The following is a 21,698-nucleotide window of genomic DNA, read 5'->3' as shown; positions in this document are numbered from 1 at the left end:
CAAGGAGTCCCGATGACCGGTGTCGCTGTGCATCTCGAGGGTTTGCGGCGGACGTTCGGCGCGACGCGCGCCCTCGACGACCTGGACCTCAGAATCGAGCCGGACGAGCTGATCGCCCTGCTCGGCCCGTCCGGCTGCGGCAAGACCACGGCGCTGCGGATCCTGGCCAGCCTCGACGACGCCGACGCCGGACGGGTCCTGGTCGGCGGCAAGGACGTCACCGGGCTGCCGGCGAACAAGCGCGGCATGGGGATGGTGTTCCAGGCGTACAGCCTCTTCCCGCACCTGGACGCCCAGCGCAACGTGGAGTTCGGCCTGCGGCTGCGCTCCTCGCGCGACGCCGCGAAGCGGGCCGCCGAGATGCTCGATCTCGTCGGGCTCGGCGCGTTCGCGAAGCGTTTCCCGCACCAGCTCTCCGGCGGCCAGCAGCAGCGGGTCGCGCTGGCGCGCGCCCTCGCCATCGAACCCCGGGTGCTCCTTCTGGACGAGCCGCTGTCGGCCCTTGATGCAAAGGTACGGGTCCAGCTGCGCGACGAGATCCGCCGGATCCAGACCGAGGTCGGGACCACGACGCTCTTCGTCACCCACGACCAGGAGGAGGCGCGCGCCGTCGCCGACCGGGTGGGCGTCATGCGGGCCGGCCGGCTGGAGCAGCTGGCCGCGCCGTCCGAGGTCTACCTGAGACCGGCGACGGCGTTCGTGGCCGACTTCGTGGGCCTCAGCAACCGCCTGCCCGGAACGGCCGCCGGCGACGTGGTGGAGGTGCTCGGCGCGCGGCTCCCGCTGGTCACGCCGCACACCGGGGACGCCGCGGTGACCGCGCTGGTCCGGCCGGAGTCGATCGCTGTCACCCCGGACCCGGCCTCGGACGCGAGGGTGCTCACGGCCGGCTTCCTCGGCCCACCAGCCGGGTCACGGTCGCCGCCGGCGATCAGCTCGTCGTGGCGCAGGTCCCGAGTGGACAGCTGCCGTCGCTCGCCCCGGGCACGGCGGTCCGCCTCGACCTGCAACCGGTGCCGGTGGCGCTGGAGGTCTGATCGGTTTTACACACCTCGATGATCGGGCTAGAGTCGGGCTCCTTGGGAGCGCTCCCAGCACCCGATCCCCCTCCATCCCCGAGGTGTCGCAGTGAAACGCAGAGCGAAACTCATCCTGGCCACGGCGTTCGCCGTGGCCCTCGCGTCGGGCACCGCGTTCTTCGCGCTGCCGGCCGGCGCCGAGACCGCGACGTTCGCCGTCCAGAACTCGTGGAACAACGGCTACCAGGGCCAGGTGACGGTCACCAACGACACGTCGTCGACGCTCAACACCTGGAAGGTCGAGCTGACGCTACCCGCCGGAACGACGGTGGGCCAGGCCTGGAACGCGACGATGGCCGTCTCCGGCTCCACCTACACGTTCACGCCGGCCGGCTGGAACGCGACGATCGCGGCCGGCTCCTCGGCGAACTTCGGCATGATCGTCAACGGTTCCGGGCGCCCCACGTCGTGCCTCGTCAACGGCAAGGCGTGCACCGGTTCCGTCGTACCCTCGTCGCCCGCCACCTCCTCGCCGGCGCCCTCCTCCCCCAGCGCGTCCCCGTCGGTCTCGCCCTCGGCGTCCGCGTCCCAGCCGACCGGCGGCACCCCGGTGCAGGTCAACGGCAACCTGAAGGTGTGCGGGACCAAGCTGTGCAACGAGCACGGCAACGTGGTCCAGCTGAAGGGCATGAGCACGCACGGTCTGCAGTGGTTCCCGAGCTGCTACACCGACTCCTCGCTGGACGTGCTCGCGAACGAGTGGAACGCCGACCTCTTCCGGATCTCGATGTACGTCCAGGAGGGCGGCTACGAGACCAACCCGAGCGGCTTCACGGCGCAGGTCAACAACCTCGTCGAGAAGGCCACCGCCCGCGGCATGTACGCGCTGATCGACTTCCACACGCTCACGCCGGGTGACCCGAACTACAACCTGGACCGGGCCAAGACCTTCTTCCGCGAGGTGTCCGCGCGGCACGCGTCCAAGAAGAACGTGATCTACGAGATCGCGAACGAGCCGAACGGCGTCAGCTGGCAGCAGATCAAGAACTACGCCGACCAGGTCATCCCGGTGATCCGCGCGAACGACCCGGACGCCGTCGTGATCGTCGGCAGCCGTGGCTGGTCGTCGCTGGGCGTGTCCGAGGGCTCTTCGTCGTCGGAGATCATCAACAACCCGGTCTCGGCGTCGAACGTCATGTACGCGTTCCACTACTACGCCGCGTCGCACAAGGACAACTACCGCGCCGAGGTCGAGCGGGCCGCCGCGTCGATCCCGCTGTTCGTCACCGAGTTCGGCACGGTCACCTACACCGGTGGCGGCGCCGTCGACGTGGCCAGCAGCAACGCCTGGTTCGACCTCCTCGACCGGCTGAAGATCGGGTACGCGAACTGGACGTACTCCGACGCGGGCGAGGGCAGCGCCGCGTTCAAGCCCGGCACGTGCAACGCCGGCGCGTTCTCCGGCACCGGCTCCTTGACCGAGTCGGGCACGCTGGTGCGCAACCGGATCCGCGCATAGTTCTCCGGGCACCGGTTGTAAGGGGCCGGTGCCCGGTCGGCGTGTCATCCAGCTCGGGGATCCGGTTCGCCACCGGGTCCCCGAGCTTCGTCGTGTCCGGCTGTACGGTGGGGCTCGGTTGGCGCCCGAAATGCCGCTCTCCCGTACAGCCAACCGCGACCGGCTGTACGCCATGGTTCGATCGGCGCCCGAAAAGTCGCCCTCCCGTGCAGCCGGCGGCCAGCTGTACACCACGGCTCGAACTCCGCCCGAAAAGTCGCCCTCCCGTACAGCCAACCACGACTGGCTGAACGCCACGGCTCGGTTGGCGCCCGAAAAGTCGCCCTCCCGTGCAGCCGGCGGCCAGCTGTACACCACGGCTCGAACTACGCCCGAAAAGTCGCTCTCCCGTACAGCCAACCGCGACTGGCTGTACGCCACGGCTCGAATTGCGCCCGAAAAGTCGCCCTGCTGTACAGCCGGCGGCGGGGAGCGATCCTCGGGCGGCTGCCTGCTCCGCGGTGGGGTACGGGTCAGTGGGCGACGGTCTGCTCCGCGGCGGTGAGGCGGGCGGGCAGGGCCGGCCCCCGGGTACGGGAGCGGAGGCTGCTGCGGACGTCGCCGGCGCGGAGGCGGGCCGGCCCGAGGCGGTCGCGCATGGCCAGCCAGGTGCGGGTGGCGCGGGCGCGCGGGGTGCGGTGCGCCGTCGTGGAGAGCTGGTAGCCGAGGCGGGACAGGCGGTCGCCGAAGACGGCCTCGCAGCGGTCGATCTCGTCGGCGGTGAGGCGCTGCTGCCAGCTCGCCACCCGTGCCGTCGTGACGTCGGAGTGGGTCAGCGAGTGCCAGGTCTTGTACTCGGGCACGGCCACCGGAGCCATCTTCGACGGGCGGGCCATCGCCGGGTCGTACTCCTCGCCGAGGAACGCGCAGATCCCCTGGAGGTGGACGGCGGGGTCGGCGCAGAGGTCCTCGTAGCGCACCTGGTGGTAGACGTCGGCCGGGTAGAGGCGGGCCGCGCGCATCGAGGCGTCCGCGGACCGGGCCCAGGTGTCGACCAGTTTGCCGAAGTCGGCGGGACCCCACGGCGTCTCCTTGAGCGACGCCACGCAGTCCCGGCCGTCGCGCAGGATGTTGATGATCTGCGCGTCCGGGAAGAGCCGGAGGATGATCGGCAGGTTGCGCAGGTAGGACGGCCGTTTGTCACCCCATCGTGGCTTGCCGAAGCGGGCCGCGTACATCTTGAAGATCGTCCCGAAGGCGGAGCCGAGGGTGGGCGGCGCCGCGACGACGGCCTCGACCACGTCGGGGGCGGCCAGGCCGAGGTCGTCGAAGTGCGGGGACGCGACGATCCACTCGGCGAGGGCGCGGCGCTGCTCCGGGGTGCCGAGATCGCCGTATTCGTGGCGGCGCTCGTAGGCGGGCAGCAGGAAACGGCTCTCCGGGGGCAGCGCGATCCGCGGGTGGGCGTGCAGCATCAGTTGAAGCATCGTCGTACCGGACCTGGGACAGCCGACGACGAAGATGGGGCGGTCACTCGACATGCCTAGACCGTAAAGTAGTTTTTGTCCTTTTTGCAAAGAAAGTCGCGTCTATATGGAGGACAACCGGTGCCATGAACGCATCTGAGCTGCTGAGCCACTGTCTCGCGAAGCCCGGCGCGTGGCAGGACGAGCCGTGGGAGGGCGACGTGGTCGTGAAGGTCGGCCCGAAGATCTTCGCGTTCATCGGGGACCCGGCGAAGAGCGAGAGCGTCGGTGTCAAGTGCGGGAAGGGCCGGGACGCCGCCGACGAGTGGCTGGCGCGTTACCCGGACGACGCCTCGGCGAGCGCCTACATCGGCCGGCACGGCTGGAACACGCTCCGGATCGGTGGCGCCATCCCGGACGAGGAGATCGTGGAGGCGGTCGACGCCTCGTACACATCGGTGGTCTCCGCCCTGCCCAAGAAGGACCGTCCCTGATTCAGGGGACCGCCATCCCTGGAGGCCGGGACACCGGGCGGGACACCGTTGCCACGAACGTGAGCGACGGAGGAGATCCCATGACACACACGACCGGGCGCGCCTGGGCGATCTGCGGCCTGCTCGCCGGCTGCGCCGGCTTCGCGGCCCTGGTGCTCGAGTCCGGCCTGGCGATGTTCGGCGAGGAGCACGTGTACGCCGACGCCGCCCTGATGTACGCCGAGACCTACGACCGCGGCTTCACCATCGCCGTCTTCCTGCCTCTGATGGTGTTCGCCGGCCTGGCCGCCGCGGTGTTCGGCGCCGGGCTGCGCCGGCTGCTCGCGGACCGGTCGCCGGCCGGAAGCCTGCTGCCCGGGCTGGCCGGCTGGGGCACGCTGCTCGTGGCCGCGCTCAGCCTGGTCGGCTCGGGGCCGGTCACCGAGGTCTACTTCCAGGTGAAGCACACCTACAACCCGGCCGACCCGGACATCGCGATGACCCTGCAACGGCTGCTCGACACGCTGCCGTGGGTCTGGACCGGGCTGCTGCTGACCACCGGCGCGATCACCGTGGCGGCGCTGCGGCACGGGGCGGCGCCGCGCTGGCTGGGCTGGGTGAGCGCGGTCGTCACGGTGCTGATGGTGGCCGTGAACGTGTTCCCCCAGCAGTACCTCACCGGCTATCTCGGCGCGCTCTGGCTGATCGTCGCGGGGGCGGCGTTCACGGCCGGGGGACGGCGGGCACCGGATGCCGCGACTGTCTCGCAGCTGACTGGGGAGCGCCGCGCGGCCTGACATCATGGCGGCGTGCCGGCGACTGCAGACCACCGGACGGCGGCGGCCGCGGTCGCCGCCGTCGCGTTTCTCACCGCGATCGTGGCGGTGGCGTTGCTGCCGTTCACCCGGACCGACGAGGCGTGGACCGAGTGGTTCTTCCTCACCGACGTGACGGTCGCGGTCGTCTACGGGCTGCTCGCCTACCTGCTGCTGAGCCGGAGCGCGGGTCGCGGCGGGCCGGCGGGCGGATCTGCGGCGCCGGGGGCGGCCGCCGTGGGGGCCCTGTCCGGGCTGGCCGCGATCGGGTGCGGTCTCGCCGCGATCGGTCATCGGCTGCCGGAGCAGCTTCCCGACCTGGTCGGCACGGCGTGGGTGCCGGGCACGCTCGCGCTGATCACCGTGATGCCCTGGCTGGTCCGCGACGACCCGCTCCCCTTCTCCGCCCGGCTGTGGGTCGCGGCAGGCGCGACGGTCACTGTCGCGATCTCTTCGGTACGGGCGGCGCGTCCGCTCGGCGGCGAATTCCGCGCGGTCGTCGAGAACACGCTGCCGGCGCAGATGGCCGTGGTGGTGGTCCTCGGTCTGGCGGCGACGGCCGGCGCCGCGGTCCGGTGGCGGCGGCTGCCCGGCGACCGGCGCCGCGGGCTGGGCTGGCTGACCGCCGGCTCGGCGCTGATGGCCCTCTCGTTCGTCCCGATCGCGCTGCCGCTCGAGGTGTCCCGCCCGATCGTGTACGCCTCGGTCACGCCGGTCCTGCAGCTCGCCGCGCAGGCGTTCTTCCCGGCCGCGGCGCTCGCCGTGGTGCTGCGGCAGCGTCTCTGGGGCATCGACGTGGCGGTGGGCCGGACCCTGCTCTGGTCGCTGCTCACGGCCGGGGCGGTCACCGCGTACGTGCTGATCGCGCAGGCGGTGGTGCTGCTCGCACCCCTGCCGGACGGCACCGCCGGCGCGGTGGCGGCGGGCGTGCTGGCGGTCGCCGTCTTCCCGGCCCGCACCTGGCTCCAGCAGCGGATCGACCGGCTCGTCCACGGCCCGGCGGCACGCCCCGGCCTGGCCGCCGAGCGCCTGGCCCACCGCATGACCACCGACGCGACCGGCCCGGATGCGGTCCGGCCGGTCGAGGGGGCCCTCGCGTCGATGCGGGAGTCGTTGCGGCTCCACTCGATCCGGCTGGAGATCGGCGCGGACGGCGAGGAGGAGGTCATGGCCGAGGTGGGACGGCCGGGCGGGCCTCCCCTGACGCTGCCGCTGCGGTTCGCGGGGCGGGTGGCGGGACGGCTCGTCGTCACGGGGGCGCCGGGTGAGCGGCTCGGCGCCCGTACCCGGAAGGACCTCGGCGTGCTCGCCGGGCCGGTCGCCGCGGTGGCGCAGCTCGCCGTGCGGACCGGGGAGCTGGCGGCGGCCCGGGCCCGGACCACGGCGGCGCGGGTGGAGGAGCGGCGGCTGCTGCGGCGGGAGTTGCACGACCGGCTCGGGCCCACGCTGATCGGGATCGGTCTCGCGGTGCGCGGCGCCCGCGGTCTCGTGGCGGCCGGGCGGACCGCCGAGGCGGCCGGGGTGCTCGACGCGCTGCGGGAGGAGCTGGACCGCAGCGCCGAGGACGTCCGCACCCTCGCCCGCACCCTCCTGCCGCCGTCGCTCGAGCACCACGGTCTCGCCGCGGCACTGGCCGAGCTCGCGGAACGGCTCAGCGGACCCGATCTGACGGTCCGCGCCGAGGTGACCGGGCCGGCCGGGGAGCTGGCTCCGGAGATGGCCGCGGCGCTCTACGGGATCGCGGCGGAGGCGCTCGTCAACGCGCGGCGGCACGCCGGTGCGGCGCATGCGGCGGTGCACCTGACGTGCCGGTCGCCGGGTCCCGAGGTGCTCCTGGAGATCTCCGACGACGGGTCGGGGCTGCCCGGCGACGCCGAACCGGGTGTCGGGCTGCGGTCGATGCGGGAGCGGGCCGAGGAGCTGGGCGGCGTCCTCAGTGTGGTGCAGGCCGTGCCGAGCGGGACCGTCGTGCGTCTGGCGTTCCGCCCGTGACACTGCGCGTCGTCGTCGTCGACGACCATCCGCTGTTCCGCTTCGGCGTACGCTCGCTCCTGGAATCCCTCGACGGCCTGGAGGCGGCCGGTGAGGCCGCGGATCTCCCCGCCGCGCTCGAGGTCGTCGCGGTGACCAGGCCGGACGTGGTGCTGATGGACCTGCATCTGGCCGGCGGTGACTCGGGGGTGGAGGCGACCGCGGCACTGCTGCGGCGTGATCCGGAGACGCGCGTGCTGGTGCTGACCATGCTGGACGACGACGATTCGATCTTCGCGGCGATGCGGGCCGGGGCGCGCGGCTACCTGCTCAAGAGCGCGTCGCCGCAGGCGCTGGAGCGGGCCGTCCGGGCGGTGGCGGACGGTGACGCGCTCTTCGACGGCCCGATCGCGCGGAAGGCCCTCGCCCTGCTCACCGGCGCCACCGTGTCGCGGTCGCCGTTCCCCGAGCTCACCCAGCGTGAACTGGACGTCCTCGATCTGGTGGCGCGCGGCCTGGACAACGCGGCGGTGGCCCGGCGGCTGTCGCTCAGCGGCAAGACGGTGCGCAACTACCTCTCCGGCATCCTCGGGAAGCTGCGGGTGCCGGACCGCGCGCAGGCGATCGTGCGGGCCCGCGAGGCGGGCCTGGGAGGTGCGAAGTGAATCCCCGCCACCCGGGGGCGACGGGGATTCAGCGCGGGAGGATCAGGCCAGCTTCTTGGACTTCTTGATGGCCGCGGTGAGGGCCTCGAGCAGCGGGGCGGAACCGGCCCACGAGTAGATCGGGACGGCCTGCCACGGGAAGACCTGGTTCGCCTTGACGGCGGGCAGCGCGTTCCAGGCCGGCTTCGAGGCCAGGTCCTTCGGCTGCAGGGTACCGGTGCGGGCGTCCAGGAAGATGATGTCGGCGTGGTACTTGTCCGCGTTCTCCCAGCTCAGCGACTCGTAGTAGTCACCGCCGTCGGTCTTCTCCGGGACGATGATGTCGACGCCGAGCTCCTTGAAGTACATGATGTCGGACGACACCTTGGGGTTCGACACGTAGAAGATGTCGGCCGCGCCGGAGCCGGCCAGGACCTTGATGCCACCGCTGGCCTTGGCCGCGGCGGAGAGGTCGGCGGCGGCCTTCTCGAAGCGGGCCTTCGCCTCGGTGACCTTCGGGGCGTTGAGGTCGGCGCCGAGGGAGGCGGCGAGCTCGGCGTACCGCTCGATCGGCTTGTTCAGCGGCACCCGGCCGACCGTGATGGTCGCGGTCGGGGCGAGGCCGAGGATCTTGTCCTTGCTCTCGTCCGGGATGTACCAGTACGCGCCCGGGTCGAACATGTGGGTGATGAGCAGCTCGGGGCCGAGGGCCGCGTACTTCTCCACGGAGAACTCGCCCCAGGCGTTGCCGATGATCTCGACCTTGTTGATGTCGAGGTCGCCGGCCTGGTCCTCGGCGGTGCCGTCGGCCTTCTTGGTCTCGCCGAAGACACCGACGATCTTGTCCTGGAGGCCCAGGTCGACGAGCGCGGCGGCGACGCCGGTGAACGCGACGATCTTGCTCGGGGCCTTGTCGGCCTTCAGGTCCTTGGGCTGGTCGTCGGTGAACGACCAGGCGCCGCCGGCGGCGGCCGGGGCGGAGGCGGAGTCGGAGGAGGAGGACCCGGTCTCCTCGTTGCTCCCGCAGGCGCTGAGCAGCGCGCCGAGACCGGCGGCGCCGCCGGCGGCCAGCAGGCCACGACGGGACAAAGAAAGGTTCGAGTACGACATCTTCAAGTCTTTCTCATGGGTACGACCGGTCACTCGACCGCGTGAATGGTTAGGCTAACCTAACGAACCGAACGCGCGTCAACTAGATCCGCCGAAGCGTGACGGGAGCATCAACTGTCCACCTATGACATCCCCACGGATCAGGGCGTCCGCGAGGCGGTGCGACCTGATCCGGCGCCACCGGGCGGACGCTTCTCCGTCCGGTTCATCGGTCTGCTGATCTCGCTCGTCGTGCTCGCCGCCGTGCTGGTGCTGAGCGTCGGGTTCGGCGCCCGGTTCCTCAGCCTCGGCGAGGTGTGGGCCGGCCTCACCGACCCGGCGTCCGACTACTACCGGATCGTCCACGAGATGCGGCTCCCCCGCACCCTGCTGGGCCTCATGGTGGGCATGGCACTCGGCCTGGCCGGCGCGATCATGCAGGCGCTCACCCGGAATCCGCTCGCCGACCCCGGCCTGCTCGGCATCAACGCCGGCGCGTCCGCCGCGGTCGCCACGGCCGCCGTCTTCTTCGGCATCGGCTCGTTCTACGGCTACATCTGGTTCGCCCTGGCCGGCGCCGCGATCGTGACCGCGATGGTGTACGCCGTCGGCGGTGGACGGTCGGCCACCCCGGCCCGGCTCGCGCTGGCCGGCGCCGCCCTCAACGCGACGCTGTACTCCTATGTGAGCGCCACCCTGCTCTCCGACTCGCAGGCGATCGAGAAGGTCAAGTTCTGGACGGCCGGCTCGCTCGCCAGCGCCGACTTCGCCACGGTGACCCGGCTGCTGCCGTTCTTCCTGGCCGGCCTGATCGTGGCGCTGCTGTCGGCCCGCCCGCTGAACGCGCTGTCGCTCGGCGACGACGCGGCGCGCGCGCTCGGCGCCCGGCCCGCGGTGATCCGTACGGCGGTCATCGTGGCGGTCACCCTGCTCTGCGGCGGCGCCACCGCGGCCTGCGGCCCGATCGTCTTCGTCGGCCTGCTCGTCCCGCACATGGTCCGCCCGTTCACCGGGCCCGACCTGCGCTGGCTGCTGCCGTACACGGCCGTGCTCGCGCCGGCGCTGCTGCTCGGCGCCGACGTGCTCGGCCGGGTCCTCGGCAGCCCCGGCGAACTGCAGGTCGGCACGGTCACCGCAGTCGTCGGCGGCCCCCTGTTCCTCTACCTCGTGCGAGCCGCCAAATGACCACCGCAACGCTGCAGAGATCGGTCCGGAGCCGGATCGGCGTCCGGCCGCGGGCCGTGCTCGTCGGGATCGTCGCGACCGTGCTCACCGCCGTCATCGTGGTGATCACGCTGGGCACCGGCGAGTTCCCGATCGCCCCCGCCGACGTGGTGAAGACGCTGTTCGGTCAGGGCACCGCCGCCCAGGACTTCATCGTCAACGAGCTGCGCCTGCCCCGGGTGATCACCGCGATCCTGGTCGGCATGGCCCTCGCCGCGGGCGGCGCGGTCTTCCAGTCTCTGGTCCGCAACCCGCTCGGCAGCCCCGACATCCTCGGCGTCACGAACGGCGCGAGCACGGCCGCGCTCACCGTGGTGATCCTCGGCGGCAGCAGCACCCAGCTGTCCCTCGCCGCGGTGGCGGGCGGCCTCGGCGCGGCCCTGCTGATCCAGCTGATCGGCGGCCGGCACGGGCTGCACGGCTTCCGGTTCATCCTGGTCGGCATCGGCCTGTCCGCCATCTTCACCGGCATCAGCGGATACCTGCTGACCCGCGGCGTGCAGATGGAGAACGCTCGGGCGCTGCTCTGGCTCACCGGCAGCCTCGACGGGCGGGACTGGCAGCAGGCCGGGCCGCTGCTCGGCGTCCTCGCCGTCATCCTGCCGATCCTGCTCCTGGCGTGCGGCCCCGGCCTGAGGATCCTGGAGATGGGCGACGACACGGCGGCCGCTCTCGGTGTGCCGGTGCGGTTCCTCCGTACCCTCGCTCTCTTCACCGCGGCCCTCCTCGTGGCCTGCGCCGCGGCAGCGGCCGGGCCGGTCGCCTTCGTCGCGCTCATCGCCCCCCACCTGGCCAAGAAGCTCACCCGGGCGCCCGGACCGAACCTGATCCCCTCCCTCGCCATGGGCGCGCTGCTGCTGGTCGGCGCGGACTGGCTCGCGCAGCACGCGCCCCGGGCCCTGCCGGTCGGCGTGGTGACCGGCATCGTCGGCGGCGCCTACCTCGTCGGGCTGCTCACCATGGAACGCCGGGCCGGCCGGATCTGATCATGACTAACACTGGAGAGAAGATGAGTCGCCTCAGCGGTACGGGAATGACTCTGGCGTACGACAAGCGGGTCATCGCCGAGGAGCTGAGCGTCGACATCCCGGACGGCTCGTTCACCGTCATCATCGGGCCGAACGCGTGCGGCAAGTCGACCCTGCTGCGGGCGCTGTCCCGGCTGCTCAAGCCGGCCGCCGGCACCGTGCTGCTGGACGGCAAGGACGTGCACTCGGTGCCGACCCGGGTGGTCGCGAAGACGCTGGGCCTGCTGCCGCAGTCGTCGACCGCGCCGGACGGCATCACGGTGGCCGAACTGGTGGCCCGCGGCCGGTACCCGCACCAGAGCGTCCTGCGCCGCTGGTCGGCCGAGGACGAGCGGGTGGTGACCGAGTCGATGACCGCGACCGGCGTGGCCGACCTGGCCGACCGCAACGTCGACGAGCTCTCCGGCGGCCAGCGGCAGCGCGTCTGGCTCGCCATGGCGCTGGCCCAGCAGACCCCGCTGCTGCTGCTCGACGAGCCGACGACATACCTCGACATCGCCCACCAGATCGAGGTGCTCGACCTCTGCGCCGAACTGCACGAGACGCAGGGCCGGACCCTCGTGGCGGTCCTGCACGACCTCAACCACGCGGCCCGGTACGCCACCCACCTGATCGCCATGCGGGGCGGGAAGGTCGCCAAGTCCGGCGCCCCGGGCGACGTGCTCACCGCCGAACTGGTCGAGGACGTGTTCGGCCTCCCCTGCCGCGTCATCGACGACCCGGAGACCGGGACCCCGCTCGTGGTGCCGGCGGCGCGCAGGCGAGCTCCTTCCCCGCTCTGACCCCGGCTCCCGATCTTGTTGATGCGGGGCGCACCGTTCCCGCACAGATCAACAAGATCGGGGAGGGTCAGCCGTAGATCTCGCCCACCACGTGTTCGGCGATCGCCAGGGAGGAGGTCGCCGCCGGTGAGGGGGCGTTGCGGACGGCCGTGATCGGGCCGAGGCGGTGGATCCGGAAGTCGTCGACGAGGCTGCCGTCGCGGTCCAGGGCCTGGGCGCGCACCCCGGCCCCGGCACGCTGGACGTCGTCCGCGCCGATCTCCGGGACGTACTGCATCGCCTCGGCCATGTAGCGCCGTTTCGAGAGCGAGCCCCGGACCTCCTTCACGCCGGTCCGCCAGTGCTGCCGCGCCATGTGCCAGGTCCCGGGCCACGCCGCGATCGCTGCGAGATCGAGGACATTAACTTTCGTACGGGTGTAGCCCTCCCGCGCCGTGGCGAGGACCGCGTTCGGGCCCACCTCGACCACGCCGGTCACCCGGCGGGTGAAGTGCACCCCGAGGAACGGGTAGCGCGGATCCGGCACCGGATAGATCATGCCGCGCACCATGTCCGCCTTCGCCGGCTTGACCCGCATGTATTCGCCCCGGAACGGGATGATCCGCGGACCGGGTGTGTCCCCGGCCATCTTCGCCACCGTGTCCGACTGGATGCCGGCGCAGAGGACCACCCGATCGGCGAGGACCCGCCGCTCCCCCGAGGCCACCTCGATCCGGCCGCCGGACCGGGTGAGGCGATCCACCGCGAACCCGGTGCGCACCTCTCCGCCGGCCGCGACGACGTCGTCGGCGAACGCCTTCGCGACGCCCGGGAAGTCGGTGATCGCGGTCTCCGGCGAGTGCAGCGCGGCCAGGCCGGCGGCGTACGGCTCGATCTCCCGGATCCCGGCCGGGTCGACCCGGCGCAGGCCGGGCACGCCGTTCTCGCGGGCCCGCTTCTCCAGGTCGTCGAGCCGGCCGAGCTCGTCCTCGCGGACCGCGACGACGAGTTTGCCGCACTCGTCGTAGGCGATGCCCTTCTCGGCGCAGTACTCCCGCAGGAGCAGCCGCCCCCGGGTGCAGAGTTCCGCCTTGAGGCTGCCCGGCGTGTAGTAGATGCCGGCGTGCACCACCCCGGAGTTGTGCCCGGTCTGGTGCTGCGCGACGGCGGCCTCCTTCTCCAGGAGCACGACTCTCGTCCCCGGCCGGCGCCGGGTGATCTCCCGGCCGATCGCCAGGCCGACGATGCCGGCTCCGACGATGGCGATGGTCTCGTCCGCCACGTGTGCTGCTCCTCCACGACTCGGCCACCGCATGAACGACGAAGGCGGCCTGAGACTATCCGCTCACGGCCGGGGATGGACCCTGCCGCCGAGCAGCAGCCGGGCGGTGGTGATCACACCGGGGCGCCCGGCAGCCGGATCGTCATGCTCGTCCCGGTGGGAAGGTGCGGGGCGGCCGCCACGGTGCCGCCGTGCTGGGCCGCGGTCTGCGCGACGATGGCGAGGCCGAGGCCCGAACCGGGCATCGAGCGGGCCGCCGCGGCCCGGTAGAAGCGGTCGAAGACGTGCGGGCGGTCCTCCTCGGCGATGCCCGGGCCGGTGTCGGTGACCGTCAGGCAGCAGAAGCCCGGGCCGTCCGGGGCCAGCGTGGTCGTCACGGTGCCGCCGGCCGGGCTCCACTTGGCGGCGTTGTCGAGGACGTTCACGATCATGCGTTCCAGCTGGCCGGGACGGCCCAGGACGGTGATCGGGCGGAGGTCGGCCGCGAAGGTCAGCGACGGGGCCCGGAGCTGGACGCGGTTGACCGCGGCGGTCACCACCTCGGCCAGGTCGACCGGCTCGACGGCCTCCCGGCTGCCCTCCTCGCGGGACAGCTCGACCAGCTCGGTCGTAAGGGTGGCGAGCTCGCGGACCTGGGCGTCGAGGTCCTCGAGCAGCCCGGCCCGGTCCTCCGGGCTGAGCCGGTGGGCGAGGTCGGGGCGGCGCTCGACCGAGAGCAGCAGCTCCACGTTCGTACGGATGCTGGTCAACGGGGTTCGCAGCTCGTGGCCGGCGTCCTCGACGAGGGCGCGCTGAGCCCGGCGGGAGGTGTCGATCGCGGAGAGCATGGCGTTGACCGAGCGGCCGAGGCGGGCGATCTCGTCGTTGCCGGCCACGTCGACCGGGCGGGTCAGATCCATCGTGACGGCGACGTCCTCGACCGCCTCGGTGAGCCGGTCGACAGGGGCCAGGCCGGCCCGGGAGACCGTGCGGCCGAGCAGTGCCGCGCCGCCGATGCCCACCGCCGCGCCGGCGGCGAGGAGCACCGCGAACGTGACGAGCACCCGCTCGTCCGGGTCGCGGTCGAGGGCCACCTGCACCGCTCCCCCGCCGGTGATCGGCAGGGAGAGCATGAGGTAGTCGCCGGGGCCGATGCTGACCTCCTCCTGCACCGGCCCGCCCGCCGCGCCCGAGGCGACCGCCGCGGCCGACTCGGTGATCGGCAGCGGGGTGGCGGTGCCGCCGACCAGGTCGCCGGCCGTGTCGATGATCTGCCAGCAGGGGCCGATCTCCTTGCCGTGCGGCGCCGGCCCGCCGTCGACGTGGTCGTAGCGCGCCCGGGTGCCCTCGGCCGCCAGCCAGTAGACCGGGTTCGCCGCGATCGTCTTCGCGTCCGAGACCAGCTCCGCCGCGATCTTGTCCTGCTGGATCTCGCGGACGGTGAACCACGCGCCGGCCGAGACGAGCAGCACGGCGGCGGCGACCGCGCCGGCCACCAGCAGCGACAGCCGGGCGTGCAGGGTCCGCGCCCGCCACCAGCCGGTCACAGCGGTTCCTCCCTCTGCCCTCTCACAGCGGCTCCTCCCTCAACACGAAGCCGACGCCCCGGACCGTGTGCAGCAGCCGCGTCTCCCCCTCGGCCTCCAGCTTGCGCCGCAGGTAGCCGAGGTAGACGTGCAGGCTGTTCGACCCCTCGCCGAAGTCGTAGCCCCAGACCTGCTCGAACAGCGCCGCCCGGGACAGCACCTGCCGCGGATGGCGGAGGAAGGCCTCCAGGATGGTGAACTCGGTGCGGGTCAGCCGGAGGGAACGGGATCCGCGCCAGACCTCCCGCGTCCGCGGATGAAGCCGTACGTCGCCGAAGACCAGCCACTCGCCCGGGTCGTCCGGGACGGCCGGCACGGACAGCGCGGACCGCCGCAGCAGCGCCCGGACCCGGGCCAGCAGCTCCTGCAGGGCGAACGGCTTGACCAGGTAGTCGTCGGCGCCCGCGTCGAGCCCGGCGACCCGGTCGCCGACCGTGTCCCGGGCCGTGAGCATGAGCACCGGCAGCACCACGCCGTCGGCGCGCATCCGCCGGCACGCCTCGAGGCCGTCCATCCGGGGCATGTTCACGTCCAGGATGATCGCGTCGGGGTCGGCGGTGCGGACCGCGTCGAGGGCGGCGAGGCCGTCCCCGGCGATCTCCACCTGATATCCCTCGAAACGCAGGGTGCGCGCCAGCGAGTCACGCACCGCCGCGTCGTCCTCGACCACAAGGATCCGCATGCCCTCTACCCTGCACTATGCGATCTGGGCCGCATCGAGCGCCGACTGCAGTGACTCCACGTAACCGCCGCTCGTGAACGTGGCGCCGGAGACCGCGTCGATGGCGGCGCTCTGGGCATCGAGGGTCTCCTGCACGAGGATCGGCAGGGCCCGGGCGCTGATCTCCTCGTGCCGGGCGCTGCCGCCCGGGCGGATCGGCACGTCGACCGCCGTGATCCGCCCGCCGGCGACGGTGATGACGACCTGGACGTCGCCCTCCCGCGTCGGCACGGTGTCGCCGGTGTAGGTCTTCCCGCCGGCCGCAGGAGTGGAGACGGCCACGACCTCGGGCGTGACGGCCGCTCCGGTGCTGGTCCGATAGCTGAACAGCAGCACGAGAGCCGCAACGGTGGAGAGCAGCCAAAGACTGATACGTCGCATTTTTCCTCGCTTACCAGGCGAACAGTTCGGTGTGCACGCGCGCCGGCTTCACCCCGGCGCCGAGGGCGGCCGCCCGGGCCAGCGCCGCCCACTCCTCCGGGCCGCAGATGTAGACGTGCGCGGCGGCGACCCGCGGAACGATCTGCCGCAGGACGTCCGGCTCCCCGGCCAGGCCGGCGGGCAGCCAGGAGTCGCCGGCCCGGTGCCCGAGCAGCGGCACGACCCGCACCCCGCGCTCCCGGGCGAACCACTCCAGCTCGCCCCGGAAGGCCAGCTCGGCCTCGCTGCGCGCCCGGTAGATCAGGGTCGCCTCGCCACCGCGGTAGGGCAGCTCGCCGAGGAGCGACAGCAGCGGCGTGATCCCGATCCCGCAGGCCATCAGCACGACCGGCCCGCCGTCGTAGCCCTCCCCGGTCAGCTTCCCGTACGGCCCCTCGACGAGCACCCTCGTGCCCGGCTTCAGCGTCGCCACCCGCGCCGACCCGTCGCCCTGGCTCTTCACGGTGATCCGGAGCATGTCCGGCCGCGGCGTCGCGGAGAGCGAGAACGGGTTCGACCGGGTCCAGCCCGGGCCGTCCAGGAACCGCCAGTGGAAGAACTGCCCGGCGCGCACCGGCAGGTCCCCGAGCCGCTCGCCGGTGAGGTACACCGAGGTGAGCCCGCGCCCTTCGGGCACGACCTCCGCGACCACGAGGCGGTGCCGCCGGTTGCGCCGGAGGGGAAGAGCTATCCGGTACGCGAGGACGGCGCCGGCCGCCGCCCCGTAGAGCGTCCACCAGTACGCGCGGGCGAGCGCCGACCCGGCGAAGTCCGACCCGGTCCAGATCTGGTGTGGGAGCGCCAAAGCCACGCCCAGGTAGGCGTACAGATGAAGAAGGTGCCAGGACTCGTAACGCATCCGGCGCCGGGCCGCGCGGATCGAGGTGACCACCACGAGGAGGAGCAGCAGGGTTCCGGCGGCGGCGAGGAGCATGCCCGGGTACGTCCAGATCAGGTCCCCGAGCTGCACGAGCACGTTCGTGGTGCCGGCCGCGTAGCCGATCGTGACGGTGACGATGTGCAGCACCATCAGCCAGAACGACGTGAAACCCGTCCACCGGTGCCAGCGCGCGAGCCGATCCTGGCCGAACGACCGCTCCACCATCGGGATCCGGGCCATCAGCAGCACCTGGAGGAGCAGAAGGTCGGACGCCCAGAGCCCGGCGAGCCGGCCGGCCGCGGTGACCGCGGCGGAGCCCCCGCCGGCAAGCTCGCGCAGGCCGCCGTTGCCCACCCAGAGGGCGGTCACCACGAGCAGGCTCAGCCCGGCGGCGATCGCACCGGCGTCGCGCCACCATCGCGGTGTGGCCCGGGGCCGGCTTCTCCTGCTCACGGGCACGGCTGTCGTCGTCATGGGACAACCCTGACCGGGCCGGTTAAGAGGGACGCCGGACGAGTCTAAGCGTTGCCTAAGAACACCTCTCACCAACGACTTAAGGGCCTCACAGGGCGCCTACAGCTCGCTCGGGCGGAATGGGGAACACCAGATGAACGACGCCTGAAGGACAGACTGTGACCACGTTGCTTGCCGTCGCGGTGGACCTCGCCGCCATCGCCCTCCTGACGTTCGGGGTCTACTACCCCCGGCACCGCCGCCGCGACCTGGTGACCGCGTTCCTCGGCATCAACATCGGCGTCCTGGCCGTCGCCGTCGTGCTGGGCTCCACCACCGTGGGCGCGGGCCTCGGGCTCGGCCTCTTCGGCGTCCTCTCGATCATCCGGCTCCGCTCCGACGAGATCTCCCAGCACGAGATCGCGTACTACTTCGCGGCGCTCGGCCTCGGCCTGATCGCGGGCCTCGGCGGCGCGCCGACCGCGACCACGGCCGGCCTCATGGCGCTGATCATCATCGGCCTGTGGATCGGCGACCACCCGGCGCTGTTCCGCCGCTCGCGCAGCCGGCAGCTGCGGCTCGACGTCGCGTACACCGACGAGGAGGCGCTGCGCACCCACCTCGAGACGCTGCTCGGCGGCCGGGTGACGAGCATGGTGGTGCGCCAGGTCGACCTGGTCAACGACAGCACCCTGGTGGACGTCCGCTACACGGCGCCGGCGGCCGGCCGCGCGCCGCGGGAGCCGGGCCTGCGGGTCGCGCGCGGGGTGAACGCCGCATGATGACCATCTCCCTGGAGGAGCTCGTCAGCGAGGCGGCGCTGCTCACCCGGCTGGACCGCAAATACCTGATCCCCGCGGCCGAGCTGCCCGAGCTGCTCGACCGGATGCCGGCCGGCGTGCGGATGCTGGAGATCGACGGCCGGCGCTCGTTCGCCTACCGCTCGATCTACTTCGACACCCCGGGCCTGGACAGCTACCGCGCCGCCGCGACCGGCCGGCGCCGCCGCTTCAAGATCCGCATCCGGACCTATCTCGACAGTGGCCTCGACTTCGTCGAGGTGAAGACGCGCGGCGCGCGGGGGGTCACCGTCAAGGAGCGGATTCCGTACGAGGGTGACGGCTCGTGCCTGGGCTCGGCGGGCCTGTCGTATGCGGCCGAGGTGCTGCACAGCGCCGGGATCTCGCCCGAGGGGTTCGACTTCCGGCCGGTGATGGCCACCTACTACCGGCGGACCACGCTCTACGTGCCGGCCACCGGCAGCCGGGTCACCGTCGACAGCGACCTGGCCTGGATGCTCCCGGACGGCGCCACCCGGCGGATGCCGGACTCGGTCGTGGTCGAGACGAAGTCGGCCCGCGCCGCCTCGGACGTCGACCGGCTGCTCTGGTCGCTCGGCCACCGTCCCCGCCGCATCTCGAAGTACGCCACCGGGCTCGCGGCGCTGCGTCCCGACCTGCCGGCCAACAAGTGGCACGGCGTGCTGCGCCGCCACTTCACCTCCTGAGGGGTTCCCATGCGCTTGCGTAAGAAGTTCGTCGCCGCGGTGAGCTCGGCCGTGCTGGCCGCCGCGGTCCTGGCCGGTTGTTCCTCTTCGACCTCCGTGGAAACCGCCTCGGGCGTCACGGCCGCGGTGACCGCATCCACTGTGGACGGCGCCCAGTCCGCTGAGGCCGTGCTCGCCGCGAACAAGGCCGTCCACACGGCGGGATCGTCGTCCGCCGACGGCGCCGTCACGATCACGTTGTCCGGGTCGTCGGCGTCCTCATCCGGTGAGGGCGTCACGATCGACGGCTCGACCGTGACGATCACGGCAGCGGGCACCTATCGGATATCCGGCGAAATGAGCGACGGGCAGATCGTCGTGAACGCGCCGGATGCCACCGTCACGCTGATCCTCGACGGCGCCACGATCAGCAGCTCGACCACCGCCGCGATCGCCGCTACCGAGGCCGAGCAGCTGGTGGTCGTGCTCGCCGACGGGACCGTGAACACCCTGTCCGACGCGTCCTCCTACGCCGACGACGCCGACGTCAACGCGGCCCTGTTCAGCGCCGGCGATCTGACGATCACCGGTGCCGGTTCGCTGACCGTGACCGGGAACGGCAACGACGCGATCGCGAGCAAGGACGGCCTGCTCATCGCGTCCGGGACGGTCACCGTGACGGCGGCGGACGACGGTATCCGCGGTAAGGACTACGTCGTCGTCGGCGGTGGGACCGTCACGGTGACGGCCGGCGGCGACGGCATCAAGGCGGACAACGACGCCGACGCCGACGCCGGATACATCTCGATCTCCGGTGGCGAGGTCGCGGTGACCGCCGGCGGCGACGGCCTCGACGCGGCCACCGACGTCGTCATGACCGACGGGACGCTCACGGTCGCGGCCGGTGGCGGGCACACCGCGCAGGTCGCCGCCGACGCCTCCGCGAAGGGCGTCAAGTCCGGCGTCATCACCGTCCTCGAAGGCGGCACCGCCACCGTCGACGCCGCCGACGACGCGGTGCACAGCGACGGCGCGGTCCACTTCGCCGGCGCCACGGTCAGCGTCGCGAGCGGCGACGACGGCGTGCACGCCGAAGGTTCGCAGATCATCGACGGCGGCAGCGTCGAGGTGACCGCGGCGGTGGAGGGCCTGGAGGCCGCCGCGTTCGTGCTGAACTCCGGCACGGTGCACGTGGTCTCCAGCGACGACGGCATCAACGGCGCCGGTGGGTCCTCCTCCGCCGCCGCGGGTGGCAGCTCCGGCGGCGGTCCTGATGGCGGCTCCGGTGGCGGCTTCGGTGGCGGCCCTGGTGGGGGCGAGGAGGTCGGGGATTATTCGGTCACCGTCAACGGCGGCACCCTCGTGATCGACGCCGAGGGCGACGGCCTCGACTCCAACGGCACCGCCTCGATCACCGGCGGGACCGTGGTGGTCAACGGCCCGCAGGGCAACGGCAACGGCGCGCTCGACGTGAACGGCACGTTCACGATCAGCGGCGGCACGCTGCTCGCGGCCGGCAGCGCCGGCATGGTGGTGACGCCGGACACGTCCTCGGCGCAGGGCTGGCTCTCGGCGACGCTGGACAGCGCCGTCGAGGCGGGCACCACGATCCAGATCACCGACGCCGGCGGTGAGGTGGTCGCCACGTACGTGACGAGCAAGACCGTGCAGAACGTCGTCTTCTCGTCGCCGGCCATCACGTCCGGCGCGACGTACACGGTCTACGCCGGCGGCACGGCGAGCGGCGCGACCACCGGCGGGCTCGCCGCGTCCGGCTCGCTCGGCTCGGCCTCCACGATCGCGACCGTGACGGCCGGTCAGGCGGCCGCGGGCGGCGGGCGCGGCCGGCGCTGATACCCTGCCCCGACAAGACGGCCCCCGGGGACCCCGGGGGCTGTTGCGTTGTCCACTTCGGACCATACGGCTATGGAACGGTGACGCCGGGTCGCAGTAGTATCGACGCAGCCCGGCGCGGGCGCTGACGAGCCCCCTGAAGGGGGAGGCCTGGGTGACCGATAACGACAATGGCGGGGCGACCGTACGCCGGTTGCAGCTGGGCGCGCATCTGCGTGCGCTGCGCCGGGCCAAGGGCGTCACCCGCGACGAGGCCGGCTACCGGATCCGCGGATCCGAGTCGAAGATCAGCCGGATGGAGCTCGGCAAGGTCAGCTTCAAGGAACGCGACATCACCGACCTGCTGAGGCTCTACGGCGTGGACGACCCGGCCGAGCACCAGCGGGTCCTGGCGCTGGCCCGGGAGGCGAACACCCCGAGCTGGTGGCACGCCTACGGCGACGTGCTCGACACCTGGTTCCAGAACTACCTCGACCTCGAGCAGGCCGCCGAGCTGATCCGCACCTACGAGGTCCAGTTCGTGCCCGGCCTGCTGCAGACCGACGCGTACGCCCGCGCGGTCATCCGCCTCGGTCACGACACGGCCGCTCCCGACGAGATCGACCGCCGGGCCCGGCTGCGGATGGCCCGCAAGCAGGTGCTCGAACGACCCGACGCCCCGCGCCTCTGGGCCGTGCTCGACGAGGCGGTCCTGCGCCGGCCGATCGGCGGGCCCGAGGTGCTCCGCGAGCAGATCGAATACCTCCTCGACATCTGCGGCTCCCCCAGCGTGCGGCTGCAGATCATGCCGTTCGCGTCGGGCGGGCACGCGGCGGCCGGCGGCGCGTTCAGCATCCTGCGGTTCCCGCACGAGAAGCTGCCCGACGTCGTCTACATCGAACACCTCACCAGCGGGCTCTACCTGGAACGGCGCGAGGAGGTCGACCACTACGCGGCGGCCTTCGGCAGGCTCTCCATCGAGGCCGAGCACCCCAGCCGCACGCCCGACCTGCTGCGCGAGATGCTCGCCTCCCTCGGCGACGCTTCCTAGCCTTTTCCTTGGCCGGCGC

At 72.3% G+C, this 21,698-nt stretch carries 20 protein-coding genes; 13 read left to right on the top strand and 7 right to left on the bottom strand.

Annotated elements, in window-relative coordinates; genetic code table 11:
- The first annotated feature begins 12 nt into the window (after positions 1–12).
- Positions 13–1,059 (top strand): ABC transporter ATP-binding protein, encoded by a 1,047-nt coding sequence (locus AB0G10_RS28945; protein WP_360928434.1) that lies wholly within the window; start codon positions 13–15, stop codon positions 1,057–1,059.
- 69 nt (positions 1,060–1,128) lie between these two features.
- Positions 1,129–2,538, top strand: coding sequence for a cellulase family glycosylhydrolase (locus AB0G10_RS28940; protein ID WP_360928431.1), 1,410 nt, complete (start codon positions 1,129–1,131; stop codon positions 2,536–2,538).
- Between the two features lie 512 nt (positions 2,539–3,050).
- On the opposite strand, the gene AB0G10_RS28935 is transcribed toward AB0G10_RS28940, so the two are convergent.
- On the bottom strand, positions 3,051–4,058 hold the full coding sequence (locus tag AB0G10_RS28935; protein WP_360928428.1) for a sulfotransferase: 1,008 nt from the start codon (positions 4,056–4,058) through the stop codon (positions 3,051–3,053).
- Positions 4,059–4,129: 71 nt separating this feature from the next.
- Here AB0G10_RS28935 and AB0G10_RS28930 point away from each other — a divergent pair, with 71 nt between their 5' ends.
- From AB0G10_RS28930 to AB0G10_RS28915, 4 genes are all read left to right on the top strand, one after another.
- Positions 4,130–4,477 (top strand): MmcQ/YjbR family DNA-binding protein, encoded by a 348-nt coding sequence (locus AB0G10_RS28930; protein WP_360928425.1) that lies wholly within the window; start codon positions 4,130–4,132, stop codon positions 4,475–4,477.
- Between the two features lie 80 nt (positions 4,478–4,557).
- Entirely contained in the window at positions 4,558–5,253 is a 696-nt protein-coding gene (locus AB0G10_RS28925) for a hypothetical protein (RefSeq protein ID WP_360928422.1), read from the top strand.
- Between the two features lie 12 nt (positions 5,254–5,265).
- The gene (locus tag AB0G10_RS28920) at positions 5,266–7,263 is read left to right on the top strand and encodes a histidine kinase (protein ID WP_360928419.1); all 1,998 of its coding nucleotides are present in this window, start codon (positions 5,266–5,268) and stop codon (positions 7,261–7,263) included.
- Complete coding sequence (locus AB0G10_RS28915; protein ID WP_360928416.1) at positions 7,260–7,907, top strand: response regulator transcription factor; 648 nt, start codon at positions 7,260–7,262, stop codon at positions 7,905–7,907. Before AB0G10_RS28920 ends, AB0G10_RS28915 begins: the two co-directional genes overlap by 4 nt.
- A 42-nt stretch (positions 7,908–7,949) precedes the next feature.
- On the opposite strand, the gene AB0G10_RS28910 is transcribed toward AB0G10_RS28915, so the two are convergent.
- The gene (locus AB0G10_RS28910; RefSeq protein WP_360928413.1) at positions 7,950–8,996 is read right to left on the bottom strand and encodes an ABC transporter substrate-binding protein; all 1,047 of its coding nucleotides are present in this window, start codon (positions 8,994–8,996) and stop codon (positions 7,950–7,952) included.
- A 129-nt stretch (positions 8,997–9,125) separates the two neighbouring features.
- Here AB0G10_RS28910 and AB0G10_RS28905 point away from each other — a divergent pair, with 129 nt between their 5' ends.
- From AB0G10_RS28905 to AB0G10_RS28895, 3 genes are read left to right on the top strand one after another with little or no spacing between them, the layout of a single operon-like run.
- Positions 9,126–10,160, top strand: a complete 1,035-nt coding sequence (locus tag AB0G10_RS28905; protein ID WP_360929008.1) for an iron ABC transporter permease — start codon at positions 9,126–9,128, stop codon at positions 10,158–10,160.
- Positions 10,157–11,185, top strand: coding sequence for an iron chelate uptake ABC transporter family permease subunit (locus tag AB0G10_RS28900; RefSeq protein WP_360928410.1), 1,029 nt, complete (start codon positions 10,157–10,159; stop codon positions 11,183–11,185). The genes AB0G10_RS28905 and AB0G10_RS28900 overlap by 4 nt, the downstream gene beginning before the upstream one ends.
- 47 nt (positions 11,186–11,232) lie before the next feature.
- Positions 11,233–12,009: an ABC transporter ATP-binding protein gene (locus AB0G10_RS28895; RefSeq protein ID WP_360928407.1), complete on the top strand. Its 777-nt coding sequence runs from the start codon at positions 11,233–11,235 to the stop codon at positions 12,007–12,009.
- Positions 12,010–12,076: 67 nt separating this feature from the next.
- On the opposite strand, the gene lhgO is transcribed toward AB0G10_RS28895, so the two are convergent.
- From lhgO to AB0G10_RS28870, 5 genes are all read right to left on the bottom strand, one after another.
- Entirely contained in the window at positions 12,077–13,270 is a 1,194-nt protein-coding gene (gene lhgO / locus AB0G10_RS28890) for an L-2-hydroxyglutarate oxidase (protein WP_360928404.1), read from the bottom strand.
- A 113-nt stretch (positions 13,271–13,383) separates the two neighbouring features.
- Entirely contained in the window at positions 13,384–14,796 is a 1,413-nt protein-coding gene (locus tag AB0G10_RS28885) for a HAMP domain-containing sensor histidine kinase (protein ID WP_360928401.1), read from the bottom strand.
- Between the two features lie 22 nt (positions 14,797–14,818).
- Positions 14,819–15,517: a response regulator transcription factor gene (locus tag AB0G10_RS28880; protein ID WP_360928398.1), complete on the bottom strand. Its 699-nt coding sequence runs from the start codon at positions 15,515–15,517 to the stop codon at positions 14,819–14,821.
- 15 nt (positions 15,518–15,532) lie between these two features.
- Complete coding sequence (locus tag AB0G10_RS28875; RefSeq protein WP_360928395.1) at positions 15,533–15,937, bottom strand: FMN-binding protein; 405 nt, start codon at positions 15,935–15,937, stop codon at positions 15,533–15,535.
- Positions 15,938–15,947: 10 nt separating this feature from the next.
- Complete coding sequence (locus tag AB0G10_RS28870; RefSeq protein ID WP_360928392.1) at positions 15,948–17,330, bottom strand: ferric reductase-like transmembrane domain-containing protein; 1,383 nt, start codon at positions 17,328–17,330, stop codon at positions 15,948–15,950.
- Between the two features lie 158 nt (positions 17,331–17,488).
- Here AB0G10_RS28870 and AB0G10_RS28865 point away from each other — a divergent pair, with 158 nt between their 5' ends.
- The 4 genes from AB0G10_RS28865 (at position 17,489) to AB0G10_RS28850 (ending at position 21,679) form a co-directional block, all read left to right on the top strand.
- On the top strand, positions 17,489–18,091 hold the full coding sequence (locus AB0G10_RS28865) for a DUF4956 domain-containing protein (protein WP_360928389.1): 603 nt from the start codon (positions 17,489–17,491) through the stop codon (positions 18,089–18,091).
- Positions 18,088–18,816 carry a polyphosphate polymerase domain-containing protein gene (locus tag AB0G10_RS28860; RefSeq protein ID WP_360928387.1) on the top strand — a complete coding sequence of 243 codons (729 nt, stop codon included), beginning with the start codon at positions 18,088–18,090 and terminating at the stop codon, positions 18,814–18,816. Before AB0G10_RS28865 ends, AB0G10_RS28860 begins: the two co-directional genes overlap by 4 nt.
- Positions 18,817–18,825: 9 nt before the next feature.
- Positions 18,826–20,649: a carbohydrate-binding domain-containing protein gene (locus tag AB0G10_RS28855; RefSeq protein ID WP_360928385.1), complete on the top strand. Its 1,824-nt coding sequence runs from the start codon at positions 18,826–18,828 to the stop codon at positions 20,647–20,649.
- Positions 20,650–20,803: 154 nt separating this feature from the next.
- Positions 20,804–21,679, top strand: coding sequence for a helix-turn-helix transcriptional regulator (locus AB0G10_RS28850; protein ID WP_360928382.1), 876 nt, complete (start codon positions 20,804–20,806; stop codon positions 21,677–21,679).
- The last annotated feature ends 19 nt before the right edge of the window (positions 21,680–21,698 follow it).

It is taken from the genome of Actinoplanes sp. NPDC023714 (assembly GCF_040639855.1).
Taxonomy (GTDB): Bacteria; Actinomycetota; Actinomycetes; order Mycobacteriales; family Micromonosporaceae; genus Actinoplanes.
This window is presented reverse-complemented; position numbering and strand designations above follow the sequence as displayed.

Coding starts and splice junctions, on each gene's coding strand:
- AB0G10_RS28870 (WP_360928392.1), bottom strand. CDS start 17,330: ATGACGACGACAGCCGTGCCCGTGAGCAGGAGAAGCCGGCCCCGGGCC.
- AB0G10_RS28875 (WP_360928395.1), bottom strand. CDS start 15,937: ATGCGACGTATCAGTCTTTGGCTGCTCTCCACCGTTGCGGCTCTCGTG.
- AB0G10_RS28935 (WP_360928428.1), bottom strand. CDS start 4,058: ATGTCGAGTGACCGCCCCATCTTCGTCGTCGGCTGTCCCAGGTCCGGT.
- AB0G10_RS28945 (WP_360928434.1), top strand. CDS start 13: ATGACCGGTGTCGCTGTGCATCTCGAGGGTTTGCGGCGGACGTTCGGC.
- AB0G10_RS28930 (WP_360928425.1), top strand. CDS start 4,130: ATGAACGCATCTGAGCTGCTGAGCCACTGTCTCGCGAAGCCCGGCGCG.
- AB0G10_RS28860 (WP_360928387.1), top strand. CDS start 18,088: ATGATGACCATCTCCCTGGAGGAGCTCGTCAGCGAGGCGGCGCTGCTC.
- AB0G10_RS28900 (WP_360928410.1), top strand. CDS start 10,157: ATGACCACCGCAACGCTGCAGAGATCGGTCCGGAGCCGGATCGGCGTC.
- AB0G10_RS28895 (WP_360928407.1), top strand. CDS start 11,233: ATGACTCTGGCGTACGACAAGCGGGTCATCGCCGAGGAGCTGAGCGTC.
- AB0G10_RS28910 (WP_360928413.1), bottom strand. CDS start 8,996: ATGTCGTACTCGAACCTTTCTTTGTCCCGTCGTGGCCTGCTGGCCGCC.
- AB0G10_RS28855 (WP_360928385.1), top strand. CDS start 18,826: ATGCGCTTGCGTAAGAAGTTCGTCGCCGCGGTGAGCTCGGCCGTGCTG.
- AB0G10_RS28925 (WP_360928422.1), top strand. CDS start 4,558: ATGACACACACGACCGGGCGCGCCTGGGCGATCTGCGGCCTGCTCGCC.
- AB0G10_RS28880 (WP_360928398.1), bottom strand. CDS start 15,517: ATGCGGATCCTTGTGGTCGAGGACGACGCGGCGGTGCGTGACTCGCTG.